The 22,434-nt window shown below is 70.1% G+C and carries 21 protein-coding genes; 7 read left to right on the plus strand and 14 right to left on the minus strand.

Annotated elements, in window-relative coordinates:
- Window positions 1–55: 55 nt before the first annotated feature.
- From ACOQFS_RS06010 to ACOQFS_RS06035, 6 genes are all read right to left on the minus strand, one after another.
- Window positions 56–745, minus strand: a complete 690-nt coding sequence (locus tag ACOQFS_RS06010; protein WP_421561989.1) for a glutathione S-transferase family protein — start codon at window positions 743–745, stop codon at window positions 56–58.
- A gap of 178 nt (window positions 746–923) precedes the next feature.
- Window positions 924–1,094 carry a hypothetical protein gene (locus tag ACOQFS_RS06015; protein ID WP_421561990.1) on the minus strand — a complete coding sequence of 57 codons (171 nt, stop codon included), beginning with the start codon at window positions 1,092–1,094 and terminating at the stop codon, window positions 924–926.
- 38 nt (window positions 1,095–1,132) lie between these two features.
- A complete protein-coding gene (locus tag ACOQFS_RS06020; RefSeq protein ID WP_421562098.1) occupies window positions 1,133–2,086 on the minus strand; it encodes a transglutaminase-like domain-containing protein in 954 nt (317 codons plus the stop codon).
- A gap of 251 nt (window positions 2,087–2,337) precedes the next feature.
- Complete coding sequence (locus ACOQFS_RS06025) at window positions 2,338–2,958, minus strand: histidine phosphatase family protein (protein ID WP_421561991.1); 621 nt, start codon at window positions 2,956–2,958, stop codon at window positions 2,338–2,340.
- A complete protein-coding gene (locus ACOQFS_RS06030; protein ID WP_421561992.1) occupies window positions 2,933–3,910 on the minus strand; it encodes an MBL fold metallo-hydrolase in 978 nt (325 codons plus the stop codon). The genes ACOQFS_RS06025 and ACOQFS_RS06030 overlap by 26 nt, the downstream gene beginning before the upstream one ends.
- 151 nt (window positions 3,911–4,061) lie before the next feature.
- On the minus strand, window positions 4,062–4,436 hold the full coding sequence (locus tag ACOQFS_RS06035) for a hypothetical protein (protein WP_421561993.1): 375 nt from the start codon (window positions 4,434–4,436) through the stop codon (window positions 4,062–4,064).
- 82 nt (window positions 4,437–4,518) lie between these two features.
- Between ACOQFS_RS06035 and ACOQFS_RS06040 the strand changes: the two genes are divergently transcribed.
- Window positions 4,519–5,130, plus strand: a complete 612-nt coding sequence (locus tag ACOQFS_RS06040) for an ABC transporter ATP-binding protein (RefSeq protein ID WP_421561994.1) — start codon at window positions 4,519–4,521, stop codon at window positions 5,128–5,130.
- 24 nt (window positions 5,131–5,154) lie between these two features.
- On the opposite strand, the gene ACOQFS_RS06045 is transcribed toward ACOQFS_RS06040, so the two are convergent.
- From ACOQFS_RS06045 to ACOQFS_RS06080, 8 genes are all read right to left on the minus strand, one after another.
- A complete protein-coding gene (locus ACOQFS_RS06045; RefSeq protein ID WP_421561995.1) occupies window positions 5,155–6,003 on the minus strand; it encodes a LytR/AlgR family response regulator transcription factor in 849 nt (282 codons plus the stop codon).
- A complete protein-coding gene (locus ACOQFS_RS06050) occupies window positions 6,000–7,091 on the minus strand; it encodes a sensor histidine kinase (protein WP_421561996.1) in 1,092 nt (363 codons plus the stop codon). Before ACOQFS_RS06050 ends, ACOQFS_RS06045 begins: the two co-directional genes overlap by 4 nt.
- A gap of 31 nt (window positions 7,092–7,122) precedes the next feature.
- Window positions 7,123–7,440: a 2TM domain-containing protein gene (locus tag ACOQFS_RS06055; protein WP_421561997.1), complete on the minus strand. Its 318-nt coding sequence runs from the start codon at window positions 7,438–7,440 to the stop codon at window positions 7,123–7,125.
- Window positions 7,441–7,465: 25 nt separating this feature from the next.
- Window positions 7,466–8,449, minus strand: coding sequence for an alpha/beta hydrolase (locus tag ACOQFS_RS06060; RefSeq protein WP_421561998.1), 984 nt, complete (start codon window positions 8,447–8,449; stop codon window positions 7,466–7,468).
- A gap of 61 nt (window positions 8,450–8,510) precedes the next feature.
- Window positions 8,511–9,596, minus strand: coding sequence for an alpha/beta hydrolase family protein (locus ACOQFS_RS06065; protein WP_421561999.1), 1,086 nt, complete (start codon window positions 9,594–9,596; stop codon window positions 8,511–8,513).
- Between the two features lie 20 nt (window positions 9,597–9,616).
- Window positions 9,617–9,946 carry a 2TM domain-containing protein gene (locus ACOQFS_RS06070; protein WP_421562000.1) on the minus strand — a complete coding sequence of 110 codons (330 nt, stop codon included), beginning with the start codon at window positions 9,944–9,946 and terminating at the stop codon, window positions 9,617–9,619.
- A gap of 61 nt (window positions 9,947–10,007) precedes the next feature.
- Window positions 10,008–10,583: a DUF6622 family protein gene (locus ACOQFS_RS06075; RefSeq protein ID WP_421562001.1), complete on the minus strand. Its 576-nt coding sequence runs from the start codon at window positions 10,581–10,583 to the stop codon at window positions 10,008–10,010.
- 43 nt (window positions 10,584–10,626) lie between these two features.
- A complete protein-coding gene (locus tag ACOQFS_RS06080; protein ID WP_421562002.1) occupies window positions 10,627–11,037 on the minus strand; it encodes a DUF2306 domain-containing protein in 411 nt (136 codons plus the stop codon).
- Between the two features lie 323 nt (window positions 11,038–11,360).
- Here ACOQFS_RS06080 and ACOQFS_RS06085 point away from each other — a divergent pair, with 323 nt between their 5' ends.
- From ACOQFS_RS06085 to ACOQFS_RS06110, 6 genes are all read left to right on the plus strand, one after another.
- Window positions 11,361–12,710 (plus strand): efflux RND transporter periplasmic adaptor subunit, encoded by a 1,350-nt coding sequence (locus ACOQFS_RS06085; RefSeq protein ID WP_421562003.1) that lies wholly within the window; start codon window positions 11,361–11,363, stop codon window positions 12,708–12,710.
- A gap of 9 nt (window positions 12,711–12,719) precedes the next feature.
- Window positions 12,720–15,851, plus strand: a complete 3,132-nt coding sequence (locus ACOQFS_RS06090) for an efflux RND transporter permease subunit (RefSeq protein ID WP_421562004.1) — start codon at window positions 12,720–12,722, stop codon at window positions 15,849–15,851.
- Window positions 15,848–19,030 (plus strand): efflux RND transporter permease subunit, encoded by a 3,183-nt coding sequence (locus ACOQFS_RS06095; RefSeq protein WP_421562005.1) that lies wholly within the window; start codon window positions 15,848–15,850, stop codon window positions 19,028–19,030. Before ACOQFS_RS06090 ends, ACOQFS_RS06095 begins: the two co-directional genes overlap by 4 nt.
- 10 nt (window positions 19,031–19,040) lie before the next feature.
- Window positions 19,041–20,507: an efflux transporter outer membrane subunit gene (locus ACOQFS_RS06100; protein WP_421562006.1), complete on the plus strand. Its 1,467-nt coding sequence runs from the start codon at window positions 19,041–19,043 to the stop codon at window positions 20,505–20,507.
- Between the two features lie 106 nt (window positions 20,508–20,613).
- Window positions 20,614–21,441, plus strand: a complete 828-nt coding sequence (locus ACOQFS_RS06105; protein WP_421562007.1) for an undecaprenyl-diphosphate phosphatase — start codon at window positions 20,614–20,616, stop codon at window positions 21,439–21,441.
- A gap of 7 nt (window positions 21,442–21,448) precedes the next feature.
- On the plus strand, window positions 21,449–22,315 hold the full coding sequence (locus ACOQFS_RS06110) for a MipA/OmpV family protein (protein WP_421562008.1): 867 nt from the start codon (window positions 21,449–21,451) through the stop codon (window positions 22,313–22,315).
- The last annotated feature ends 119 nt before the right edge of the window (window positions 22,316–22,434 follow it).

Raw genomic sequence — 22,434 nt, forward strand, 5'->3', positions numbered from 1 at the left:
CCACTCATACCGATTGCACTCCAATGCGATCTTCAAAAAGGCATTGAACAGGCTCTCAGGCGCCCATCACCACCGGACCGCCCTTGGCAATGCCGCGCTGGTAGGCCGGGCGTGCCTGCATGCGCTGCTGGTAGGCCTGCAGGCGGGGGCAGTCGCGGGCATGGCTGGCGCGCGACAGCGCCGCCTCCACCGCAAAGCTCATCTGGAAGTCGGCCATGCTCAGGTGGTCCCCCGCAAACCAGCGGTGCGTGGCCAGGTGCTGCTCCATGAAGTCGAGCGCGGTGTTCACGTTGGGGTCGATGAGCTTGCCTTGCACCTTGCCGCACAGCGCCTTGGCGATGGGCTTGACGAAGAAGGGCATGGGCTGCGTGGGAATGGTCATGAACACCAGCTTCATCACCAGCCAGTTCATCAGCGAACCCTCGGCATAGTGCATCCAGAAGCGGCACTGGCGGTGTGCGGGCGTGCCGCGTTCGGGCTGCAGGTGGGCCAGCTCGCCGCCGGCCTGTGCGCCATAGGTCTCCACCAGGTATTCGATGATCGCGGCCGACTCGGCGATCACTTCGTCCCCGTCCGTGATCACCGGCGACTTGCCCAGCGGGTGGATCTTCTTGAGCTCGGGCGGTGCCAGCCGCGTGGCCTTGTCGCGCGGGTAGACCTTGAGTTCGTAGGGCACGCCCAGTTCTTCAAGCAGCCAGAGGACGCGCTGCGAGCGCGAGGTTTCGAGGTGGTGGACGGTGAGCATGGGCGGATGGTAAGCCAGCTGGGCTGGCTGCGATGCCGGGCGAGGGGGCCACGCCCCGATGCCGCCCTGCTAACGCCCGTCGCCGGGACGCACAAAAAACAAAAGCCCTCGCAGGGAGGGCTTTGGGTGCGTTCGGCGCCATGCGTGGCGGCCGCGGGGCTCCGGGTGCTGAAAGGCTTCAGCCGCCCTTCTTCGAACGCTTGCCGGGGTTCTTCTTGCTGCGGGTTGCCACGCCGCGCTCGCGGCTCACGCGCTGGCCACGGCCGGGGGTGTGCAGCGACACGCCGGGCAGGGGAGTGGGAGGAGGAGTGCGCTTGCGGTCTGCTTCGGTGACGATCTTGTTGCCCATGGTGAATCTCTGAGAAGAAAAGTGGAAAAGGAGCGATTTTAGGTCACACCCGATGGTGCTCGTCTTCCGGCCCGGGCCGGGCCCGGTTTGGCCGCTGGCGCAAGGGCCAGCGGCGCCTGCGGTGGCGGCGGCGTGCCGTCATCGGTCGACAGGGCTTCGCTGACATGGCTGGGCAGCACGAAGCCCTGCGTGGGGTCCTCGATGGCGGTGGTGCGGATGACCGGGGGCTGTGACTGCACGGCACCGAAGATTGTGGCAAACGCCACGTCTGCCGCGTCGCGCCCGGTGCCGAACCGCATCATCCCCATCGGAATGGCCGTGCCGGAGGGGTCGAACAGATACCAGCGGCCGCCCAGGTAGACCTCCACATAGGCGTGAAAGTCCGGCGGCCCCAGGGCGGGGTCGGCGCCATAGTCGGTGCCCGTGGCAAACCGGGCGGGCAGGTTGCTGGCACGGCACAGCGCGATCATGAGGTGCGCGAAGTCGCGGCACACGCCCACCTTCTCGATCAAGGTGTCGACCGCCGAGGTGGTCGAATCGGACGTGTTGGAGGCGAACGTGACGTGGTTGCGCACCCATTCACAGATGGCCTGGGCGCGGGCATGGCCCGGCGGCAGGTGGCCGAATTCGCTGGCGGCCAGCCGCAGCAGCCGGTCTGACTGGCAGTAACGGCTGGGGAAGATGTAGCGCAGCACGTCCAGGGGCAGCTCCTGCACCGGCACCTCGGGCACGGCCGAGGAGTCGGCGCGGTGGTGGGCGATGTCCACCGTCGCGGCGTAGGTCAGCGTGAGCGGCCCGGGCCGGGCGCGCAGGCGCAGATACCGGGTGCCTGTGCAGGCATCGGTTTGCACCTGGTGCGCCACCGGCTGGCTGATGTGGAGGCGTTCGTGGGAGACGGTCTGGCTGGCGGTGTGCGCCGCGTGAATGTTGAACACGAAATCGGCGCCGCACGGGTCGTCGACCTGGTAGGCGAGTTCGATCGCGAGCTCCATCCGCACGCGGGCCGGCGTGGAGGTGGTGAGGGAGTGGTATGGGACCTGCGTCAGGTCCGCATGCCGGGTGTCTGGGGCGAGCGAAAGCGTAGGCGTTGCCATGGGGGTCCGGTCTGGGGTGGGAGGGAGGTAATCACGCCGCGCCTCCCAGGGTGTGGGGCGGGCACGGCAGCATCCCTTCCACCTTAGCCGCGACCCCGCCAGCGCGCTGTAGGCAAGCCGCCCACCTGCCTGCCCGATGAAGGCGCGGATCAGGGGATCACCAGCCGCGCCAGCACCTCGGCGCGGCCGTCGGGCCCCGCGCGCAGGATCAGCGCTTCGCCAGACCCCGTGTTCACGCCGGCCAGTTCCGACAGCACGAACATGTGGGTGAACCACACCTCGAACGATCCACTGCGCGCCGACGCAGCAGAGAGCGCCGCGCGCAGCTCGCGCAGGTGCTGTGCACCGGCGGTCTCCGGGCGGCCGTGGGGCGAGCCCAGTGCCGCCCACACCTCGGGCGGGCTGCCGAAGGCCTGGGTCGCGCTGTCCACGCAGCGGCACCAGGGGCTCGACAGAACCTTGTCCGGCCGCAACTGCCGCTGCCGGAACCACCGGCCCACGCTGCGGGCCTGGGCGCGGCCTTCTTCGCTCAGGTTGCGCTGCGTGCGGCAGTCGTCCAGGCGAAACCCGGGCGGATCGAAGGTGCCCGGCGCCAGCGAATGGCGAAAGGCCGCCACCACGCCGCCCTGGCGCAGCAGCGCCTCGGCCGCCGCATCCTGCGCGGCCCATGTGCGCACATGCACGGCGGCCAGCGCCGCGCCCGCAGCCGCCGCCCCCAGCAGCGCGCGGCGGCTGGCGCGGGGCTCAGGCGCTGGCAGGCTCGAACGCATAGCCGGCTCCGGACGCCGCCATGCGGCCCATGGCGGGAAACGGAAAGTGGAAGCCGCCCAGCATGGCGTTGCTGGCGGTGATGCGCGCGAAAACCTCGCGGCGCACCTTGCGTGCCGCCTCAGCGTCCATGTCGAACGTCACCGCCCAGTCCGGATTGCGCGCAAAGAGTGCGGGCACATTGGTGAGGTCCGCCACGTAGAAGAAGGTCTGGCCCCGAGAGTTCAGCTCGAACAGCGTGTGGCCCGGCGTGTGCCCATAGGCGGCCACCGACTGAATGCCGGGCGCCACTTCGGCCCCGGCGGCAAAAGGCACCAGCACGTCGGCCGGGAGGGTGGAGAAGGTGCGGCGCACATTGTCGAACGCGCCCTTGAGCCCCGCAGGCGCAGCGGCCATGCGGGCGTCGTCCATCCAGAACGCGTGTTCTGCCGCAGGCACCATCACCTTGGCCTTGGGGAAGGTCAGCGCACCGGCCTTGTTGCGGATGCCGTTGATGTGGTCGCCGTGGTAGTGGCTGATCAGGATGGTGTCGATGTCCGCGGGCTGCAGGCCCGCCGCCTGCAGGTTCTCCAGCAGCTTGCCGGTGGTGGGGCCGCCAAACTCGCCCAGGCCGGTGTCGATCAGGATCCTGCGCGCACCCGCCACCACCAGAAACGGTGTGTACGGCACGTCGATGTAGTCCGTGGGCAGCCCCTGCGACGCCAGCAGGGCGCGCACCTCGGACAGCGGAGCGTTCTTCACGAACTCCTCGCCCAGGGGCCGGCGGGTGATGCCATCGCTCAAGGCAATGACCTCCACGTCGCCCACCTTCTGGCGCCGGAACCCGGGGCTGGGCAGCGTGGGCGAGCCCAGGCCGGAGGCATTCTGGGCCCAGGCCGGAACCCACGAGCCGGTGGCGTAGATGGCGGCGCTGGCAGCAAGGCCCGCACCCAGGAATTGGCGGCGTAACAGCATCTGACTCTCCAGTCTCAAGTTGAACGAAAGAGTTGCAATGTAGCGGCCCACCGTACGGGCGGGTGGCTACTGCCGCTTACCTGTGCGCAACGTGGGGCTTTTGGGCGCAACTGCGGGCAAAGAGCCCGTCCTCAGTCAGCCAGCCACTCAGTCAGTCCACGCCAAACGCCTCGCGCAGTGCGTTGCAAAACTCCGGCCCGCCGCTCAGCGTCAGGGTGATCTGGGTGCGCGGCGGGGCCGGGGTGCCGGGGGTGGCTTGCAAATGGCCTGTCACCTCGTCGAATTGCAGCGCCAGGGGCGTGCTCACTTCCTGGGCGCCCTGCAGGTCGTAGTGCCACAGCCCGCCTTCATCCAGGGGGCCGCAGCCGCCCGGCCACTGGGCGTGGGCCCATGCCAGCACGGCTCGGATTTCGCCGTGCAGGGCGCCGAGCTGGGCGGGCGCGACGCTGGCCATGGCGTCGAGGGTGCCGATGCCGTCGGCGTCTTCGCTGTAGTCGAAGTCAAGGTATTGAAGGGGGTGCTGCATGGGGATGTCGAGAGAAGCCTGAATGCGGGGCCCGGTTTCTACAATCCGGCGCTTTCGTTCATTTTCTCTTCAAGGATGTGCTGTGGCCGAGGCTTGGATGTTGCAGGTGCAGGGCCTGCGGTTTGCTTATCCCGAATGCGCCGTGCTGCAAGGCGTTTCGTTCACCAGCCCCGCCGGTCTGGTGCTGGTGCGCGGCGACGAGAGCAGCGGCAAGACCACGCTGCTGCGCCTGCTGGCGGGTGAGCTGACGCCGCAGGCCGGGCACATTGCGCTGCAGGGCGGCGCGGCCCGCGCTGGCGGGCAGGTGTTCTGGGCCGACCCGCGCGCCGGGCAGGGCGACGCGGTGGCGGCCCAGGCGTGGCTGGACGGCCTGCTCGCGCAATATCCGCAGTGGGACGCTGCAGCGCTTGCCGCGCACATCGACGGGTTTGCGCTGCAGGAGCATCTGGCCAAGCCGTTCTATGCCCTTTCCACCGGCAGCAAGCGCAAGGTGCTGATGGCGGGCGCCCTGGCGTCGGGCGCGGCGCTCACGCTGATCGACGAGCCCGTGGGCGGGCTCGACAAGCCCTCCATCGCGTACCTGACGGAGGCACTGGCCCAGGTGGCCGCGCAGCCGGGCCGGGTGGTGGTGGTGGCGCACTACGAGGCGTTGCCGGGCGTGCCGTGGGGCACGGTGGTGGACCTGCCCGGGTAGAACCCGGTTGGCCCCGGCCGTCGGCTACATCGCCTTGAACAGGTGGGCGTAGAGGCGGCTCACCGCAAGCTTCTCGGGGCGGCCTGCCAGCTCCAGGTGCAGCTTGCCGGCCTCGTCACGCGTGACGGTGGTGATGCGGCTGGCGCGCACCAGGGTGCTGCGGTGCACCTGCCAGAACACCTGCGGGTCCAGCTGCGCCGTCAGCTCCTTGAGCGGGGTGCGGATGAGAAATTCGCGCGCGGCCGTGAGCACGCGCACGTATTTGTCGGCCGCCTCGAAGTAGAGCACCTCGGCCACGGGCACCATGTGGATCTGGCTGCCGCTGCTGGCCTGGATCATGGTGAGCAGGGGGGCGGCGGCCGCAGGCTGCGCATGGGGCGCATCGGTGGCCAGAGGGGGGTGCGCGGCCACGCCGGGGGCGGCCAGCAGGTGGCGCAGCTGCGCCATGGTTGCTTCTAAATTGATAGCTTCCGGGCCTTTACCAGAAAGCGCTGAGTGCAGTTTTTGCACTGTTTTTTGCAAGCGCGCAGGCTGTACGGGCTTGAGCAGGTAGTCCACCGCCTGCGCTTCAAAGGCCTGCACGGCGTACTGGTCGTAGGCCGTGACGAACACCAGGGCCGGGAAGGGCTTGCCCGCAGGCCAGGCGTCGGCCAGTTCGGCGGCCGCTTCCAGCCCGGACAGGCCCGGCATGCGGATGTCGAAGAACAGCACGTCGGGCTGCAGCGCCAGCGCCTGCTGCACGGCCGACAGGCCGTCGCCCACGGTGGCCGCCACCTGCAGCGCGGGCCAGGCCTGGGCCAGCTCGTGTTGCAGCGCGGCGGCCAGCAGGGGCTCGTCTTCTGCGATCAGGGCGCGGGGCGGGGTGGGGTTCATGCGGTGCTCGCAGGATGTTCTAAGGGAAATACGACTCTAGCGCTTGTCCCACCTGCGCTGGTAGCTATCAATTCGAGAGTGCCCTGGCTGCCATGCAGGGTGGCGAGGCGCTCGCGCACCTGTGCCAGGCCAAAGCTCCGGCCGGGCCCGGGGGCGGGCAGCGTGGCGGGCAGGCCCACGCCGGTGTCGGTCACGTCGATGGCGAGCAGGGGGCCGCGCGGGCCGCTGTGGGTGCTGGCGCGCACGGTGATGTGGCCGCCCTGCACCTGGGGCTCCAGGCCGTGGCGGATGGCGTTTTCCACCAGGGGCTGCAGCAGCAGCGGCGGCACGGGCACGTTCTGCAGCGCCTCGGGCAGCTCCAGCGCGTAGGCCAGGCGGGGGCCCATGCGCACGGCCATCAGTTCCAGATAGTCCTGCAGCCGCGCGAACTCGTCGGCCAGCGGGTGCAGCGTGCTGCGCGATGCGGCCAGCGTGGCGCGCAGATAGCCGATCATGCGGTCCAGCATGTGCTGGGCGCGGGCCGGGTCGGTGCCGATCAGCACGCGCAGGTTGGCCAGCGTGTTGAACAGCATGTGCGGCTCCAGCTGCGTCTCCAGCAGCTTCAGGCGCGCGTCGTTCGCCTGCCGTCGCGCCTCGGCCATCTTGTCCTGCAGATACGCGGACTTGTTGATGGCATAGAAGTAATAACAGCCCACCAGCCCCGCGATGGCGGTGATGAGGATGGACGTGCGCTGGTCGGCGCCCGACAGCGCGGCCCCGGCCGGGTAGAAGCGGAAGTAGTGCACGCACAGCGTGTCGGCCAGCCATGTGCCGGCCACGTAGCCCAGGACGATGCCTGCCGCCACCAGCGCGAATCCGTGCCAGCCCTGCGGCCAGCCGGTTTCGGCAGCCGAGGGCACGAACTCTCGCCCCAGGTCGATCAGGGCCCAGGTGATGCTGCCGATCAGCACCGAATACACCACCGGTGGCCCATAGGGCTTGTCGGGCATGAAGGCGTACTGCAGGGTGGCGACCACCAGCGTGAAAGCCAGCACCTGCAGCAGGTGGCGCAGCTTGGCGATGCCGTTGAACGGGCGGCGCAGCGTCATGGAAAGGGGCTCACACCGGGCTCACACCGGCCTAGTCGCGGGGGGGCTGCGGGCCCTGCTGTTGCTGTTCCCGCAACAGGGCTTCGCGCTCGCGCTGCACCATGCGTTCGCGCAGGCCGCTGCCACCCCCCAGCAGGAACACCGACACCCCGTGCAGCGCCAGCCCCAGCCCCCAGCCGAGCAGGGGGTAGACCGACCAGGGGCGCGTGCCGAACCCGCGGCCAGACAGCGCGAACAGCACGGTGTTGACCAGCACGAAGACCACGGCGTGCACATACCAGCCCAGCTTGGCGTTGGCGCGCCGGCGCGCCAGTGCGTCGATCTCTTCAGGGCTCAGGGGAGAAGGCATGGGGTGGGTCGAAAAGGTGGGCGGGTCAAGGCTGCGGGGATTCTAGGGGGGCGGCGTGTTGTGCCACGGCGGCCACGGCGGGGGCGCTCAGCGTGAGGCCCATGTGGTCGGCGCCGGGTACCAGCGTCACTGGCGCGGGGTTGCCGGCATCGGCGAACAGCGCGGCGTAGCGGTCGGCATGAAAAAGCTCGTCGTCCTGCCCGGCCACGATGCGCAGGCTGCCCCGGGCATTGCGGATGTCCGCGGCGTAGTCTTCGTGCGGGCGGAAGTTCATCGCCAGGGTGTAGGAATAGCTGGGCGTCAGCCCCGCGCGCGCCGCCGGGTCGAGCGCGAAGCGCAGCACCGGCAGGTGGTTCCACTGGCTGATGCCCGCACGGTTCAAGAGCGTGAGCGCCACCAGCCGGGGAATGCCCACGGACGCCCAGCCGCCCGCATCGGGCCGCGCCGTGGGCGCGTCCTGGTGCAGGAAGGGCGAAAGCAGCACATAGTGGTCGAAGCGCGCCTGCCGGTTGCTGCCGGCAAAGCGCAGGGTGAACCCGCCGCCGGCAGAAAACCCCATCAGCGTCTGCGGACCGGCATGGGGCACGGCATTCAGAAAGTCTTCCACATCGTCTTCGAGCTGCCCGATGTAGGCCAGCTGCCCGCGCGTGCCGGAATCGCCATGGCCGCGCATGTCGAGCGCGGCCACCGCGTGGCCTTGCGCCGCCAGCGCGCGTGCCAGTACATGCAGCGACCGCGCGCGCGAGGACGAGCCGTGCACCAGCACCACCCGCCGCAGCGGCGCGCCAGAGGCCCCGGTGCCCGGGGCGCGCGGGTAGTGCAGCCAGGCCAGCGAGGTGCCGTCGCGCGCGGTGTAGCGCTGCACGCGCGGGACATCGCTGAAATCCACCCCGCTGAACGGGTCGTTGATGCTCGCCAGCGGGGCGATGTCGCGCGGCCCGCCGAAGGCAAGTGCACAGGCCAGCGCAATGAGCGCGGCCGTGAGGGCCAGGGTGATGGTCACAAGCATGGTGGCGCGGCGGCGCGGCCTGAAAAGGAAGGGTGGAAAGATCCGCATGGTGCGCGGTGCGTCAGTGTGCCGCAGCCTGCACCGGCGCCTGCAGCAAGTGCCGGGACAGGAAGGCGACGATGCGTTCGTCCAGCGCGGGCAGCACGGCGCGGTCGAAGCCTTCAGGGTCGGCCAGCAGGTGGCGCACGGTGGTGCCCAGCACCTGCGGCGGCGGGGGCGGCGACAGCAGCACGCTGTGCCCGGCCTCGGGCAGGTGGGCGATGCGCGTGCAGGGCGTGCAGGCGGCGGCCACCGCCTCGCCATGCCAGCGCGGCGTGAGCCACACGTCGCGGCCCGCCGTGACCAGGCCCAGCGGAATGCGGGGCGTGCGCAGCGATTCGAGGTCGAAATCCGCGGCCGCCGGCACGCCGGCCACGGCCACGGCGATGCGCCGGTCGTGGTGGCGCACGGGCTCCGCGTCGTCGAACCGCTGGCGCAGCGCGCCCAGGGCCACGGCCTTCTTGACGCCGTCCAGCAGCCCGCCGGTCAGCAGGGTGTAGGTGCCCACGCAGGCGTTGAAGTCTTCCGCGATGTGGGCCTGGCAGTGGGCCAGGAAGCGCGCGGGCGACCAGACCCCGCCGGCCAGGCTCAGGGCCGTGTGGCCCCCGGCCGACTGGCCTGCCACGCCCACGCGGTCCAGCTGCAGCAGTGGGGCGAACTGCGGTGCGGCGGCCACGGCGTCGATGGCGCGGGACACCTCGGCCGGGCGCCGCTTCCAGCTCACCGGGCCGGCGTCGGCCGCATTGCGGACGTTGTCGCCCTGGTGCTCGGGCATGGCCACCACAAAGCCCGCCCGCACCAGGGCGCGCGCCAGATCGGTGTGCGTCCACGGGTTGCCGCCCGAGCCATGCGACACCACCACCAGCCGGCCGTTGCCGGGCGCGGGCGGTGCCTGCGGCGCCATCAGCACGGTGAAGGGGCCGCGCTGCACGGGCCGGTCGGCCTTGGGCGTGGGATAGAACACCGTGACGGGGCCATCGCCCGGCGGCCCGGGCAGCACGGCCAGGCCCAGGCCGGCGTGCGCCGGGGTGGTAGCGACCAGGGCCACGAAGCTGCCGGCAAGGCATGCCGCGAGAAGGCGGGTGAAACGCAGGGAGGTGCAGCGCATGGGGGTGTGCTCCTCAGGGTTCAGCGGCCAGCGCCGGGTTGCCGCGCAATGCGCTCGCGCTCGGCCCGCAGCATGCGGTCGTAGATGCCGGCGCCGCCCGTGGCGAGAAACACCACGGCGCCATGCACCGCCAGGCCCAGCCCCCAGCCCAGCAGCGGAAACAGGGCCCAGCCCCGGCCGCCGGCCAGCGAGACCGTGAGCAGCAGCGTGTTGACCAGTGCATAGACGGTGGCGTGCGTCAGCCAGCCCAGCTTGGCGGCCGCGCGGCGCCGAGCCAGGCGTTCGTTGGTGTCGGCAGCGTGGCGCGCGCTGGGGCGTGCGCAGGGGTCGGGGAGGGTGGTGGAGGGCATGAGGGCGTCCTGGTGAGGGAAGGAAACGGTTGAAGAGGGCGCGAACAAGATGGAAGGGGAACTAGTGCAGCCCCAGCGCGCGGTACGGCTGCTGCGCGGCGGCGCCCCGGGCCAGCCGCCACAGGCGCAGGGCGCGGGCGGCAAACAGGCCGTTGAACACGCCGTACAGGGTGCCGATCTGCAGGGCAAATTCGCTGCTGGCGGCCAGCGTTGGCTGCAGGGCCAGCTCCACGCCCACGAAGTACTTGGTCAGGAAGATGCCCAGGATGAGCGCCAGCGGCATCGCGCTGCCGGGCATGCAGAAGCGGCGGGTCTGCGGCAGGTACTGCGTTCCGGCGGGGGGCATGGGCTGGAACCACAGGGCCAGCGCGGCCAGGGCCGTGGCCGACACGAACCAGCTGCCCATTGCTGCGGCGGCCTGCCCGGCGGGGCCGAAGGCCGACGCCACGCCGTAGACCGACAGGGCCGTCATGGCCAGGGGCGTCATCATCGTCCGCACCAGGCCCACCTGGCGCGCACGCAGCTGGCTGGCGCCCAGCCACAGCAGTCCGGCCAGCAGGCCCCAGACCCAGGTGGGCGTGCGTTGGATGATGGCGCCCAGCATCTGGGGCTGTTGGACGAGCAGCGGGATCAGCATGTTGAAAACTCCTGAGAAAGTGGATGAAGGAGGGGGCGGACTGTCAAATGAGGCCCAGTGCGGACCACAGGGCGTTGCCCAGCGTGCGCTGGGGCACCAGCGTGAACGCCCCAGCCGTCAGGCAGGCGCCGAAGTACAGGCCCTGCATGGTCTTGCGGTGGGCGGCGATGTTGCCGCGCGCGAGGTAGATGAACGAGCCCACCAGGCCGAACAGCACGACGGGCACCAGCAGGTGGATGACGCCGAAGCCGGCCAGGCGCGGGCCCACGGTGCCGCTGATGAACAGCGCCGACACGGCGGTCGCCGCCATCAGCGTGACCCAGGCATAGCCCGCAGCACGGTGCAGGCGCGGGCGCTGCTGGCGGCCCTTGCGCGCCCACAGGGCCAGCGGGCCGATGGCGGTGGCCGCCAGGGCAGCGGCCAGGTGGATGGCGATGGCAGGGGTCAGTGACATGGCGAGGTCCGGTGGGGGGGCATTGCGATGGGCCGGACTGTGCCGGCACGCTGCCTGCGCCGCCACCGGCGTGCGACGAAATGCGCTGCCGCATGCGCGAGCTGCGGGTGGGCGGCGCGAACCGCAGCCTGGCGGGCGACCCGCGCCGCCGCCGGCGACATCCTGGGCCAGGTGGACTTGCGGCCGTTCTTGACCCCAAGGTTTACTTTTCTTCGCAGAGCCTTCAAGGCGAAGCGCGCAATGTCCATCTACGATCCGGTGCGGCGCGCACCCGTCCCACAATGGCGTTCGGGGTGCCGCCCCGTACCGTTCCCAGGACCGCCATGAACCCGCCAGAAGCCCACGCGCCGCAGCCTCCGTCCCGCTCCCCGTCCTCGGCACCCCCCTTGCCTCCGTCGTCGCCACCACCGCGCAAGACCCGTTGGGTGGGCAGCCTGGTCGCGCTGCTGCTGGTGGCGGCCGTGGGCGGGGCCGCGTGGTATCTCGTTCAGCGCAGCCAGGGGGAAGGCGGCGGTGGACCGGGCCGTGGCCCCGGTGGTGGGCGCCCGCTGGTGACGGTGGGAGACGCCGTTGCGCGCAAGGCCGAGCTGCCGGTCATCATCGACGCGCTGGGCACGGTCATTCCGGCCACCACGGTCACACTGCGCCCCCAGGTCTCGGGCATGCTCACCGAGGTGCTGTTCACCGAAGGCCAGACGGTCAGGAAGGGGCAACTGCTGGCCCGCATCGACCCCCGGCCCTTCGAGCAGGCCCTGCTGCAGGCGCAGGGCACCCGCCAGCGCGACGAGGCGCAGCTGGAGAACGCCCGCCTCACGCTGGCGCGCTACCGCACGCTGCTGGCCCAGGACTCCATTGCCCGCCAGGACGTGGACACCCAGGCCGCGCTGGTCAAGCAGCTCGAAGGCACCGTGATGACCGACCGCGCCCAGGAGGGTGTGGCCCGGCTGAACCTCGACCACACCCGAATCACCGCGCCAGCCACGGGGCGCATCGGCCTGCGCAGCGTGGACGCGGGCAACTACGTCACGTCGGGCGACGCCTCGGGCATTGCCACCATCACCCAGGTCGCGCCCATCGACGTGCAGTTTGCGGTGCCCCAGGACCGGGTGAGCGACATCCTGGCCGCCCAGGCCGGGTCCGCCGCGCTGGCGGTGACGGCGCTGGACCGCACCCGCAAGGCCGAGCTGGACAAGGGCCGCTTCTCCACGCTGGACAACCAGGTGGACACCACCACCGGCACGGTCAAGGCCAAGGCCCGATTCGACAATGCGGCGGGCACGCTGTTTCCCAACCAGTTCGTGAACGTGCAGCTGCTGCTGCGCAATGTGCCTGCGGTGGTGGTGCCCGTCACGGCCGTGCGCACCGGCGCCAATGGCGACTATGTGTATGTCATCAACGATGACCGCAAGGTATCGCTGCGCAAGGTCAAGCGCGGCCAGGCCACTGTGGGTCTGGTCGCCATCGCGGAAGGCCTTCAGGAGGGTGAGCGTGTGGTGACCGAGGGCGGCGACCGCCTGCAGGACGGCATGGCCGTGCAGCTGCCCGGTGCCGCCAGGCCCCCGGGGGCCGGGGGCGCCCGGGGCGCGCGCAATGGGGCCTCCGCACCGCGCGGCGGCGCTTCAGCGCCCGGCGAAGGGGGCCCGCGGCGCCAGCGCCCTGCACAGAATCCTTGAAGGGACAGCATGAGTCCTTCGCGTCCGTTCATTGAAAGGCCGGTGGCCACCGCGCTGCTGATGGTGGCCATCGTGCTGGCGGGGCTGGTGGGCTTCCGCTTTCTGCCGCTGTCGGCCCTGCCGGAGGTGGACTACCCCACCATCCAGGTGCAGACGCTGTACCCCGGCGCCAGCCCCGAGGTCATGAGCCGCACGGTGAGCGCGCCCCTGGAGCGCCAGTTCGGCCAGATGTCCGGGCTCACGCGCATGGCATCCACCAGTGCGTCCGGGGTGTCCATCATCACGCTGCAGTTCGGCCTGGGGCTGGCGCTGGACGTGGCCGAGCAGGAAGTGCAGGCCGCCATCAACGCGGGCAACTCGCTGCTGCCGGCCGACCTGCCCGCGCCGCCGGTGTATGCCAAGGTCAACCCGGCCGACGCCCCGGTGCTCACCCTGGCGATCAGCTCCGACACGCTGCCGCTGACCGAGGTGCAGAACCTGGTCAACACCCGCCTTGCGCAGAAGATCAGCCAGGTGGGCGGGGTGGGCCTGGTGTCGCTGGCCGGTGGCCAGCGGCCGGCCATGCGCATCCAGGCCGACACCAAGGCGCTGGCCTCCTACGGCATCGGCCTCGACACCCTGCGCACCGCGATCACATCGGCCAATGCCAACAGCGCCAAGGGCAGCTTCGACGGGCCGCAGCGCTCGTACACCATCAATGCCAATGACCAGCTGCTGACGGTGGACGACTACAGGAACCTCATCGTGTCCTGGCGCAACGGCGCACCCGTGCGCATGGTGGAGGTGGCGCGCGTGGTGGAAAGCGCCGAGAACAACCGGCTGGGAGCGTGGGCGGGCGCGCCGTCGGGGGGCGAGGGGGGCATGTTGACGCCTTCGATCATCCTCAATGTGCAACGCCAACCGGGCGCGAACGTCATCGCCACGGTGGACAACATCAAGAAGCAGCTGCCCGAGCTGCAGGCGGGCCTGCCCGCGTCGCTCAAGGTGCAGGTGCTGTCGGACCGCACCAAGGGCATCCGGGCCTCGGTGCACCATGTGCAGATGGAGCTGGCGCTGGCCGTGCTGATGGTGGTGCTGGTGATCTTCTTCTTTCTGCACAGCGTGCGCGCCACGGTCATCGCCAGCCTGGCGGTGCCCATCTCGCTGGTCGGCACCTGCGGGGTGATGTACCTGCTGGGCTACAGCCTGAACAACCTGAGCCTGATGGCGCTGACCATTGCCACGGGCTTCGTGGTGGACGACGCCATCGTGATGATCGAGAACATCGCGCGTTACCTCGAAAAGGGTGAGCCGCCGTTCCAGGCCGCACTCAAGGGCGCCACGCAGATCGGCTTCACCATCATCTCGCTCACGGTGTCGCTGATCGCGGTGCTGATACCGCTGTTGTTCATGAGCGATGTGGTGGGGCGGCTGTTCCGCGAGTTCGCCGTCACGCTGGCCATCACCATCCTGATCTCGGGCGTGGTGTCGCTCACGCTGGTGCCGATGATGGCGGCGCGCTGGCTGCGGGCCGAGCCTGCTGGAGGGCCCACCGGCCTGGCGGGGCGCATCCACCGGGGCTTCGACCGCGTGATCGCGGGCTATGACCGCTGGCTGCAGTGGGTGCTGCGCCACCAGGGTGCCACCCTGGTGGTGGCCGTGCTGACGCTGGTGCTGACGGCGCTGCTGTATGTGGCGATTCCCAAGGGGCTGTTTCCCACGCAGGACACGGGCCAGCTGCAGGCCCGCGTGGAGGCCTCGCAGGACGTGTCGTATGCCCGCATGAGCGAGCTGCAGCAGGCCGCAGCGCGCGCCATCCTGCAGGACCCGGACGTGGAGTCGCTCAGCGCCTTCGTGGGCGTGGACGCCGCCAACAACACCATGCTCCACGCGGGCCGCATGCTGATCAACCTGCGGCCCGATCGCGACGCCCAGCAGGACATCATCGACCGGCTGCGCGAGCGGGTGCGCTCGGTGGCCGGCGTCACGCTGTACCTGCAGCCCACGCAGGATCTCACCATCGACGCGGAAACCGGCCCGACCGAGTTCCGCCTGTCGCTGGGCGGGGTGGACTCTGCGCAGGTCAACGCATGGGCGCACCAGCTGGTCGAGCGCCTGAAGACCGTGCCCCAGGTGCGCAATGCCACCACCGACGCGGGCGCGCAGGGGCTGTCGGCCTATGTGGACATCGACCGCAACACGGCCTCGCGCCTGTCGGTCACGGCCAGCAGCGTGGACGACACGCTCTACAGCGCGTTCGGCCAGCGCATCGTGTCCACCATCTTCACCGAGACCAACCAGTACCGCGTGATCCTGGAGGCGCAGCAGGAGCACCTCAGCTCGCCCGAGGCACTGGGCACGCTGCAGCTGCGCACCGGCTCTGGCGCGCCCACACCGCTGTCTGCGTTGGCCACCGTCCGCGAGCAGCTCGCGCCCCTGCAGATCACACGCGTGGCCCAGTACCCCGCCGCCACGGTGGGGTTCGACAAGGCCGAAGGCGTGTCGCTGGGCAGCGCGGTGCAGGCGATCCGCGCGGCCGCGCGCGAGATGGGCATGCCGCCCGGGCTGTCGATGGAGTTCATCGGCGCGGCCGGAGCGTATGAAAAGTCCCTGTCCAGCCAGCTCTGGCTCATCCTGGCGGCCATGGTGTGCGTGTACATCGTGCTGGGCGTGCTGTACGAGAGCTACATCCACCCGGTGACGATTCTCTCCACCCTGCCGTCGGCGGGGGTGGGCGCGCTGCTGGCGCTCATGCTCAGCGGCAACGACCTGGGCGTGATCGGCATCATCGGCATCATCCTCTTGATCGGCATCGTCAAGAAGAACGCGATCATGATGATCGACTTCGCCATCGACGCAGAACGCCAGCAGGGCATGGCGCCTGCGCGGGCCATCCACCAGGCCGCGCTGCTGCGGTTCCGGCCCATCCTCATGACCACGCTGGCGGCGCTGTTTGCGGCGCTGCCGCTGATGCTGGGCTGGGGCGATGGTGCAGAGCTGCGCCGCCCGCTGGGCATCGCCATTTTCGGCGGGCTGGTGGTGAGCCAGCTGCTCACGCTGTTCACCACGCCGGTCATCTACCTGGCGTTTGACCGGCTGGGCCGCCGCTTCACGGGCCGCGGCACTGCAGCCGCCCCGCTGCAGCCCGGGGAGGCGCCGTGAACCTCTCGCGCCCCTTTGTCGAGAGGCCGGTGGCCACGGTGCTGCTGACGCTGGGTCTGGCGCTGGCCGGCATCGCCGCGTTTTTCGTGCTGCCGGTGGGGCCGCTGCCGCAGGTGGACTACCCGGCCATTTCGGTGTCGGCCAGCCTGCCGGGCGCAAGCCCGGAAACCATGGCGACCAGCGTGGCCACCCCGCTGGAGCGGCGGCTGGGGGTGATCGCGGGGGTCAACGAAATGACCTCGACCAGCTCCAACGGCTCGGCGCGCATCAGCCTGCAGTTCGATCTGAACCGCGACCTCAACGCTGCCGCGCGCGAGGTGCAGGCGGCGATCAACGCCGCGCGCGCCGACCTGCCCGCCACCTTGCGCAGCAACCCCACCTACCGCAAGCGCAACTCGGCCACGTCGCCGGTCATCATCCTGGCGCTCACCTCGAAGACGCGCACGCCGGGCGAGATCTATGACGCGGTGTCCAACGTGGTGAGCCAGCGGCTGTCGCAGGTGGACGGCGTGGGCGAGGTGGAGATCGGCGGCGGCTCGCTGCCTGCGGTGCGGGTGGAGCTGCTGCCGTTTGCGCTGAACCGCTACGGCATCAGCACGGAAGACGTGCGCGCGGCGATCCAGGCGTCCAACGCCAACCGTCCCAAGGGCGCCATCGAAGGCGACGGCCGCCGCCTGCAGATCTACACGCCATCGCCCGCGCGCAGGGCGGCCGAATACCAGTCGCTGGTCATCGCGTGGCGCAACGGTGCGGCCGTGCGCCTGGGCGATGTGGCGCGGGTGGTGGATGGCGTGGAGAACCGCCGCACGCTGGGCCTGTTCAACGGTGAGCCCGCCATCGTGGTGCTGGTCACGCGCCAGCCCGGCGCCAACATCATCGAGACGGTGGACGCGGTGCGTGCGCTGCTGCCGGAGCTGCAGGCGCAGTTGCCGCAGGACATCCAGGTGGCCGTGGCGTCCGACCGCACCAACTCGATCCGCGCTTCGCTCAAGGAGATCGAACTCACGCTCATGGTCTCGATCGCGCTGGTGGTGCTGGTGGTGGGGCTGTTCCTGCGCAAGGCCCGCGCCAGCGTCATACCGGCCGTGGCCACGGTGGTGTCGCTGCTGGGCACCTTTGGCGTGATGTATTTCCTGGGCTTCAGCCTGAACAACCTGAGCCTGATGGCGCTGACGGTGGCCACCGGCTTCGTGGTGGACGATGCCATCGTGGTGCTGGAAAACACCATGCGGCACATCGAGGCTGGCATGGGGCGGGTGCAGGCCGCGCTGCAGGGCGCGCGCGAGGTGGGCTTCACCGTGCTGTCCATCAGCCTGTCGCTGGTGGCGGTGTTCATCCCGCTGCTGTTCATGGACGGGCAGGTGGGGCGGCTGTTCCGCGAGTTTGCCGTCACCTTGTCGGTGGCGGTGATGATCTCGCTGGTGATCTCGCTCACCACCACGCCGATGATGTGCGCGTGGCTGCTGCGCGCCCACGACCCCGCCAACGACAAGCCCCCGTCGCGCCTGTCCCGCTGGGCCGAGAGCGGCTATGCGATCGCGTTGCGCGCCTACGGCCGCAGCCTGGACTGGGCGCTGGCCAGCAAGGGGCTGGTGGTGCTCATCCTGCTGGCGGTGATCGGCCTGAACGTGTACCTGTTCAGCAAGATTCCCAAGGGCTACTTTCCCGAGCAGGACAATGGCCAGCTCAGCGCAGGACTGCGTGCCGACCAGAGCATTTCGTCCGATGCGCTGGCGCGCAAGCTGCGCGAGGCGGTGGAGATCATCCGCAAGGATCCGGCCGTGGACACCGTGGTGGGGTTTTCCGGCGGCAGCCGCGCGGGCGGCGGCTTCATGTTCGTGAACCTCAAGCCCCTCAAGCAGCGCACCGATTCCACGCCCGCCGTGATCGCGCGGCTGCGACCCCAGCTGAACCAGATCGCCGGGCTTCGGGTGTTCCTGAACCCGGTGCAGGACCTGCGCATGGGCGGACGCTCCAGCAACTCCACCTACCAGTACACGCTCAAGAGCGACAGCCTGGCCGACCTCAAGCTCTGGGCGACCCGTCTGGCCGACCGGCTGCGGGAAGATTCGCTGCTGAAGGATGTGGACACCGACCAGGCCGAGAACGGCGTGGAAGCCTATGTGGAGGTGGACCGCGCGAGCGCTTCGCGCCTGGGGGTGAGCGCAGCCGCCATCGACAACGCGCTGTACAACGCATTCGGCCAGCGGTCGGTGGCCACCATCTACGGCGAGCTCAACCAGTATGCGGTGATCATGGAATGGGCGCCCGAGTACACCCGGGGCCCCCCGGCGCTGAGCGACATCTACATCGCCTCCAACCTCACCGGCCAGGCCGGCACCACCGCCAACCCGGGGCAGCGGGGCGCCTCCACCGGCAACGTGATCAGCACGGCTGCGGCCACCATGGTGCCCCTGAGCGCCGTGGCGCGGGTGGTCGAGCGGGCGTCGCCCACGTCCATCAGCCACCAGGACGGCGAACTGGCCACCACCATTTCGTTCAACATCGATCCCGGCACCTCGCTGGGCCAGGCGCAGCAGGCGATTGCGCAGGCCGAGGCCGACATCGCCATGCCCACCAATGTGCGCGGCAGCTTCCAGGGCACGGCGTTGAGCGCGCAGGAGTCCGAGGGCCAGCAGGCGTTTCTCATCTTCGCGGCGATCGTGGTGATCTACATCGTGCTGGGCGTGCTGTACGAGAGCCTCATCCACCCCATCACCGTGCTGACCACGCTGCCCTCGGCGGGCGTGGGCGCGGTGCTGGCGCTGCTGCTGTTCGGCATGCCGTTCACGATCATTGCGCTGATTGGCGTGTTCCTGCTCATCGGCATCGTGAAGAAGAACGCCATCATGATCATCGACTTTGCCCTGGAAGCCGAGCGTGCGCGGGGCCTGAGCGCGCTCGAGGCCGTCCGCGAGGCCTGCATGCTGCGGTTTCGCCCCATCCTGATGACCACCATGGCCGCCGCCCTGGGAGCGCTGCCCCTGGCCATCGGCTTCGGCCAGGGCTCGGAGCTGCGCCAGCCGCTGGGCGTGGCCATCATCGGCGGCCTCATCGCCAGCCAGCTGCTGACCCTGCTGACCACGCCCGTGGTCTATGTGCTGCTGGACAGGCTGCGCAAGCCGGCCCCGAACGAACAACACCTGAGCCGCGCCGGTGCCCCCGGCGCGGCCGCCTGAATGGCGCACCATGACGCTTGAACACCCAGCCCATTCTTTCCAACCCCCGCGCAGGCCGGCACCACGGCCGGTGCGCCGGGCTGCCGCCTCCGTGGCCGCCGTCGCTGCCGCCCTGCTGGCGGGCTGCGCGGCGCCGCCCGCGCACACGCCGCCAGCGCTGCTTCCCATGCCTGCGGCCTTCAAGGAAGCCGGAGCGTCCTGGGCGCCTGCAGCGCCTGCCGACACGCTGGAGCGTGGCCCCTGGTGGGAGCTGTTCGGCGACCCGGACCTCAACCGCCTGGCCCAGCAGGTGCAGGTGTCCAACCAGAACATCGCCGCCGCCGTGGCCGCCTATGCGCAGGCGCAGGCGGTGGTGCGCCAGCAGCGGGCGGGCCTGTTTCCTGCCGTGAGCGTGTCGGGCAGCGCCACCCGCGCGGGGGGCGACGGATCGACCCGGCCGGGCACTACCACCCAGGCGGCCCTGGGCGTGGACTGGGCGCCCGATCTCTGGGGGCGCTTGCAGGGTGCCGTCGACGGTGCCCGGGCCAGTGCGCAGGCGAGCGAGGCCGACCTGGCGTCTGCGCGCCTGTCGGCCCTGGGGGCGCTGGCGTCGGCCTATTTCCAGCTGCGGGAAGCCGACGCCGAGACCGAGCTGCTGCAGGCCACCGTCGAGGGGTATGACCGCAGCCTCACCATTGCCCGCAACCGCTATGCGGCGGGCGTGGTGGCGCAGACCGACGTGCTGCAGGCGCAGACCCAGCTGGCCAATGCCCGCGCGGACCTGGCCACCGTGCGGCAGACCCGGGCCCGCCTGGAGCACGCGGTGGCCGTGCTGACTGGGCGTGCGCCGGCAGACTTTTCGCTGCCCCCGGGGCCCTGGGTGGCCCGTGTGCCCGAAGTGCCGGTCGGCGTTCCATCGGGCCTGCTGCAGCGCCGGCCCGACATCGCCGCCGCCGAGCGCGCCGTGGCGGCGGCCAACGCGCAGATCGGCATTCAGCGCGCGGCGTTTTTCCCGAACCTGTCGCTCGGCGCATCGCTGGGCACGGGTGGCACCAGCGTGGGCGACCTGTTCAAGGCTTCCAACCTGGTCTGGTCGCTGGGCGTGTCGGTGGCGCAGACGCTGTTTGACGCAGGGGCCCGGGCGGCGCGCGTGGACGAGGCGCAGGCCGCGTGGGAGGCCCGCGTGGCGGTGTACCGGCAGACCGTGCTGACGGCGTTTCAGGGCGTGGAGGACCAGCTGACCGGGCTGCGCACCCTGCAGGAGCAGGAGCCACTGCGCCGCGAGGCCGTGGCGGCGGCGCAGCGCACGGCCGAGCAGCTGCTCAACCGCTACCGCGAAGGGCAGGTGGGCTATACCGAGGTGGTGACGGCCCAGGTATCGTTGCTGTCCGCGCAGCGCGCTCTGCTCCAGCTGCAGGTCAACCGCCAGCTGGCGGCGGTCGCGCTGGTGCAGGCGCTGGGAGGCGGCTGGCAGGCGCCGTGGCCATCCCCCGCGTGAGGGCACCGCTGGCTGCAGCGCATATACTCCTGTTTTGATAGCTGCTAGCGCTTGTCAGATAAGCGCTGGAGCCCATTTTTGTTTCAATTTTCGTCAAGGAGTCCGTGTGGACGTTCTACTGCTGGTCAAGGCCGCCGTCATGGGGGTGGTCGAGGGCCTGACCGAATTCCTGCCCATTTCGTCCACCGGGCATCTGATCCTCGCGGGGTCGCTGCTGGGGTTCGATGACGCCAAGGCCAAGGTGTTCGACATCGCCATCCAGACGGGCGCCATCTTCGCGGTCATCCTGGTCTATTGGCAGAAGATCCGCGCCACCCTGGTGGCCCTGCCCACCGAGCGCCAGGCCCAGCGGTTTGCGCTCAACGTGCTGATCGGGTTCTTCCCGGCGGTGGTGCTGGGCCTGCTGTTCGGCAAGGCCATCAAGGCGCACCTGTTCACGCCGGTGGTCGTGGCCACCACCTTCATCATCGGCGGCTTCATCATTTTGTGGGCCGAGCGCCGTTCGCCAGCCGCCACGCGCGTCGAATCGGTGGACGACATGACGCCCCTCGACGCGCTGAAGGTGGGCCTGGTGCAGTGCCTGGCCATGGTGCCCGGCACCAGCCGCAGCGGCGCCACCATCATCGGCGGCATGCTGCTGGGCCTGTCGCGCAAGGCGGCCACCGACTATTCGTTCTTTCTGGCCATGCCCACGCTGATCGGTGCGGGGGCCTACAGCCTCTACAAGGAGCGCGCGCTGCTGTCGATGGCCGACCTGCCGATGTTTGCGGTGGGGCTGGTGTTCTCGTTCATCAGCGCCTGGCTGTGCGTGCGCTGGCTGCTGCGCTACATCAGCTCGCACAGTTTCGTGCCATTCGCCTATTACCGCATTGTTTTTGGCGTCATCGTACTGGTGACATCCTGGACTGGATGGGTTCGCTGGGTCGACGGATAATCCGCCCATGAACCCCCTGCACCCCCGACTTTCGCCGTTGCACCTCCGCGCCCTGGCGGGCGTCGCAGCACTGGGGTGCCTGTGCCATGCGCCCGCCGTGCTGGCCGCCGACGACCCGCCGCAGGACGAGGCACAGGCCGCGCCGCCCGTGCTGAACTACGCGCTGGGCGCCATCATCAGCACCAGCCCCGACTACGCCGGCGGCGCGGGCCGCAAGAACAGCCTGCGCCCGGCCTGGGCGGTGGAGTATGGTCGGTTCCGGCTCAGCACCTCGCGCGGCAGCGCTTTCATGGGCCACGGGCTGCGCCCGCGAGAATCGGGTGCCAGTGCCACGCTGGCGGAAAGCGACCGTTTCCATGTGAGCGCCTCGCTGCGCATCGACAAGGGCCGCGACGGCTCGGACGCTTCCATTCTGGTCGGTCTGCCATCCGTGCGCTCCACGCTGCGGGCCCGGGTCAGCGGCGGGTATGCGCTCACCGATCGCCTGTCCGTGGGGGTGGGCGTCTCCCAGGACCTGCTCGGGCGTGACGGCGGAGCGCAGGCGTCGGTCAGCATGGGCTACGCCTGGCCCGTGACCGAGCAGACCCGAGTGACCTTCGGCGCCGGAGCGAGCATGGGCGACAAGACCTATCTGCGGGGGCACTTCGGGGTGCCTGCCAACAGCGCCACCGGCCTGCCCGCCTTCAGTCCGGGCGGCGGGGTCTACAGCGTCGACGCCGGGGTCGAAGTGATGTCGGCCATCAACCGCCACTGGGTGGTGTATGGAGCGGCCCGGGTCTCCCGGCTTCAGGGCGATGCCCGGCGCAGCCCGGTCGTGGTCGATCCCACCGGATATTCCGTGTCGGTCGGCCTGGCCTATCGCTGCTGCCGCTGACGGGCTGACGGGCTGACGGGCTGACGGGCTGGCCGATGGTGATAAGCTGCCGAGGCCCGCTGTGTCAAAGAAACCGGCGGATCGCCGGTGCGTCAGCGGGATGCGCGGCAAGGATGGCT

The organism is Paracidovorax sp. MALMAid1276 (assembly GCF_049198005.1).
GTDB lineage: Bacteria > Pseudomonadota > Gammaproteobacteria > Burkholderiales > Burkholderiaceae_C > Acidovorax.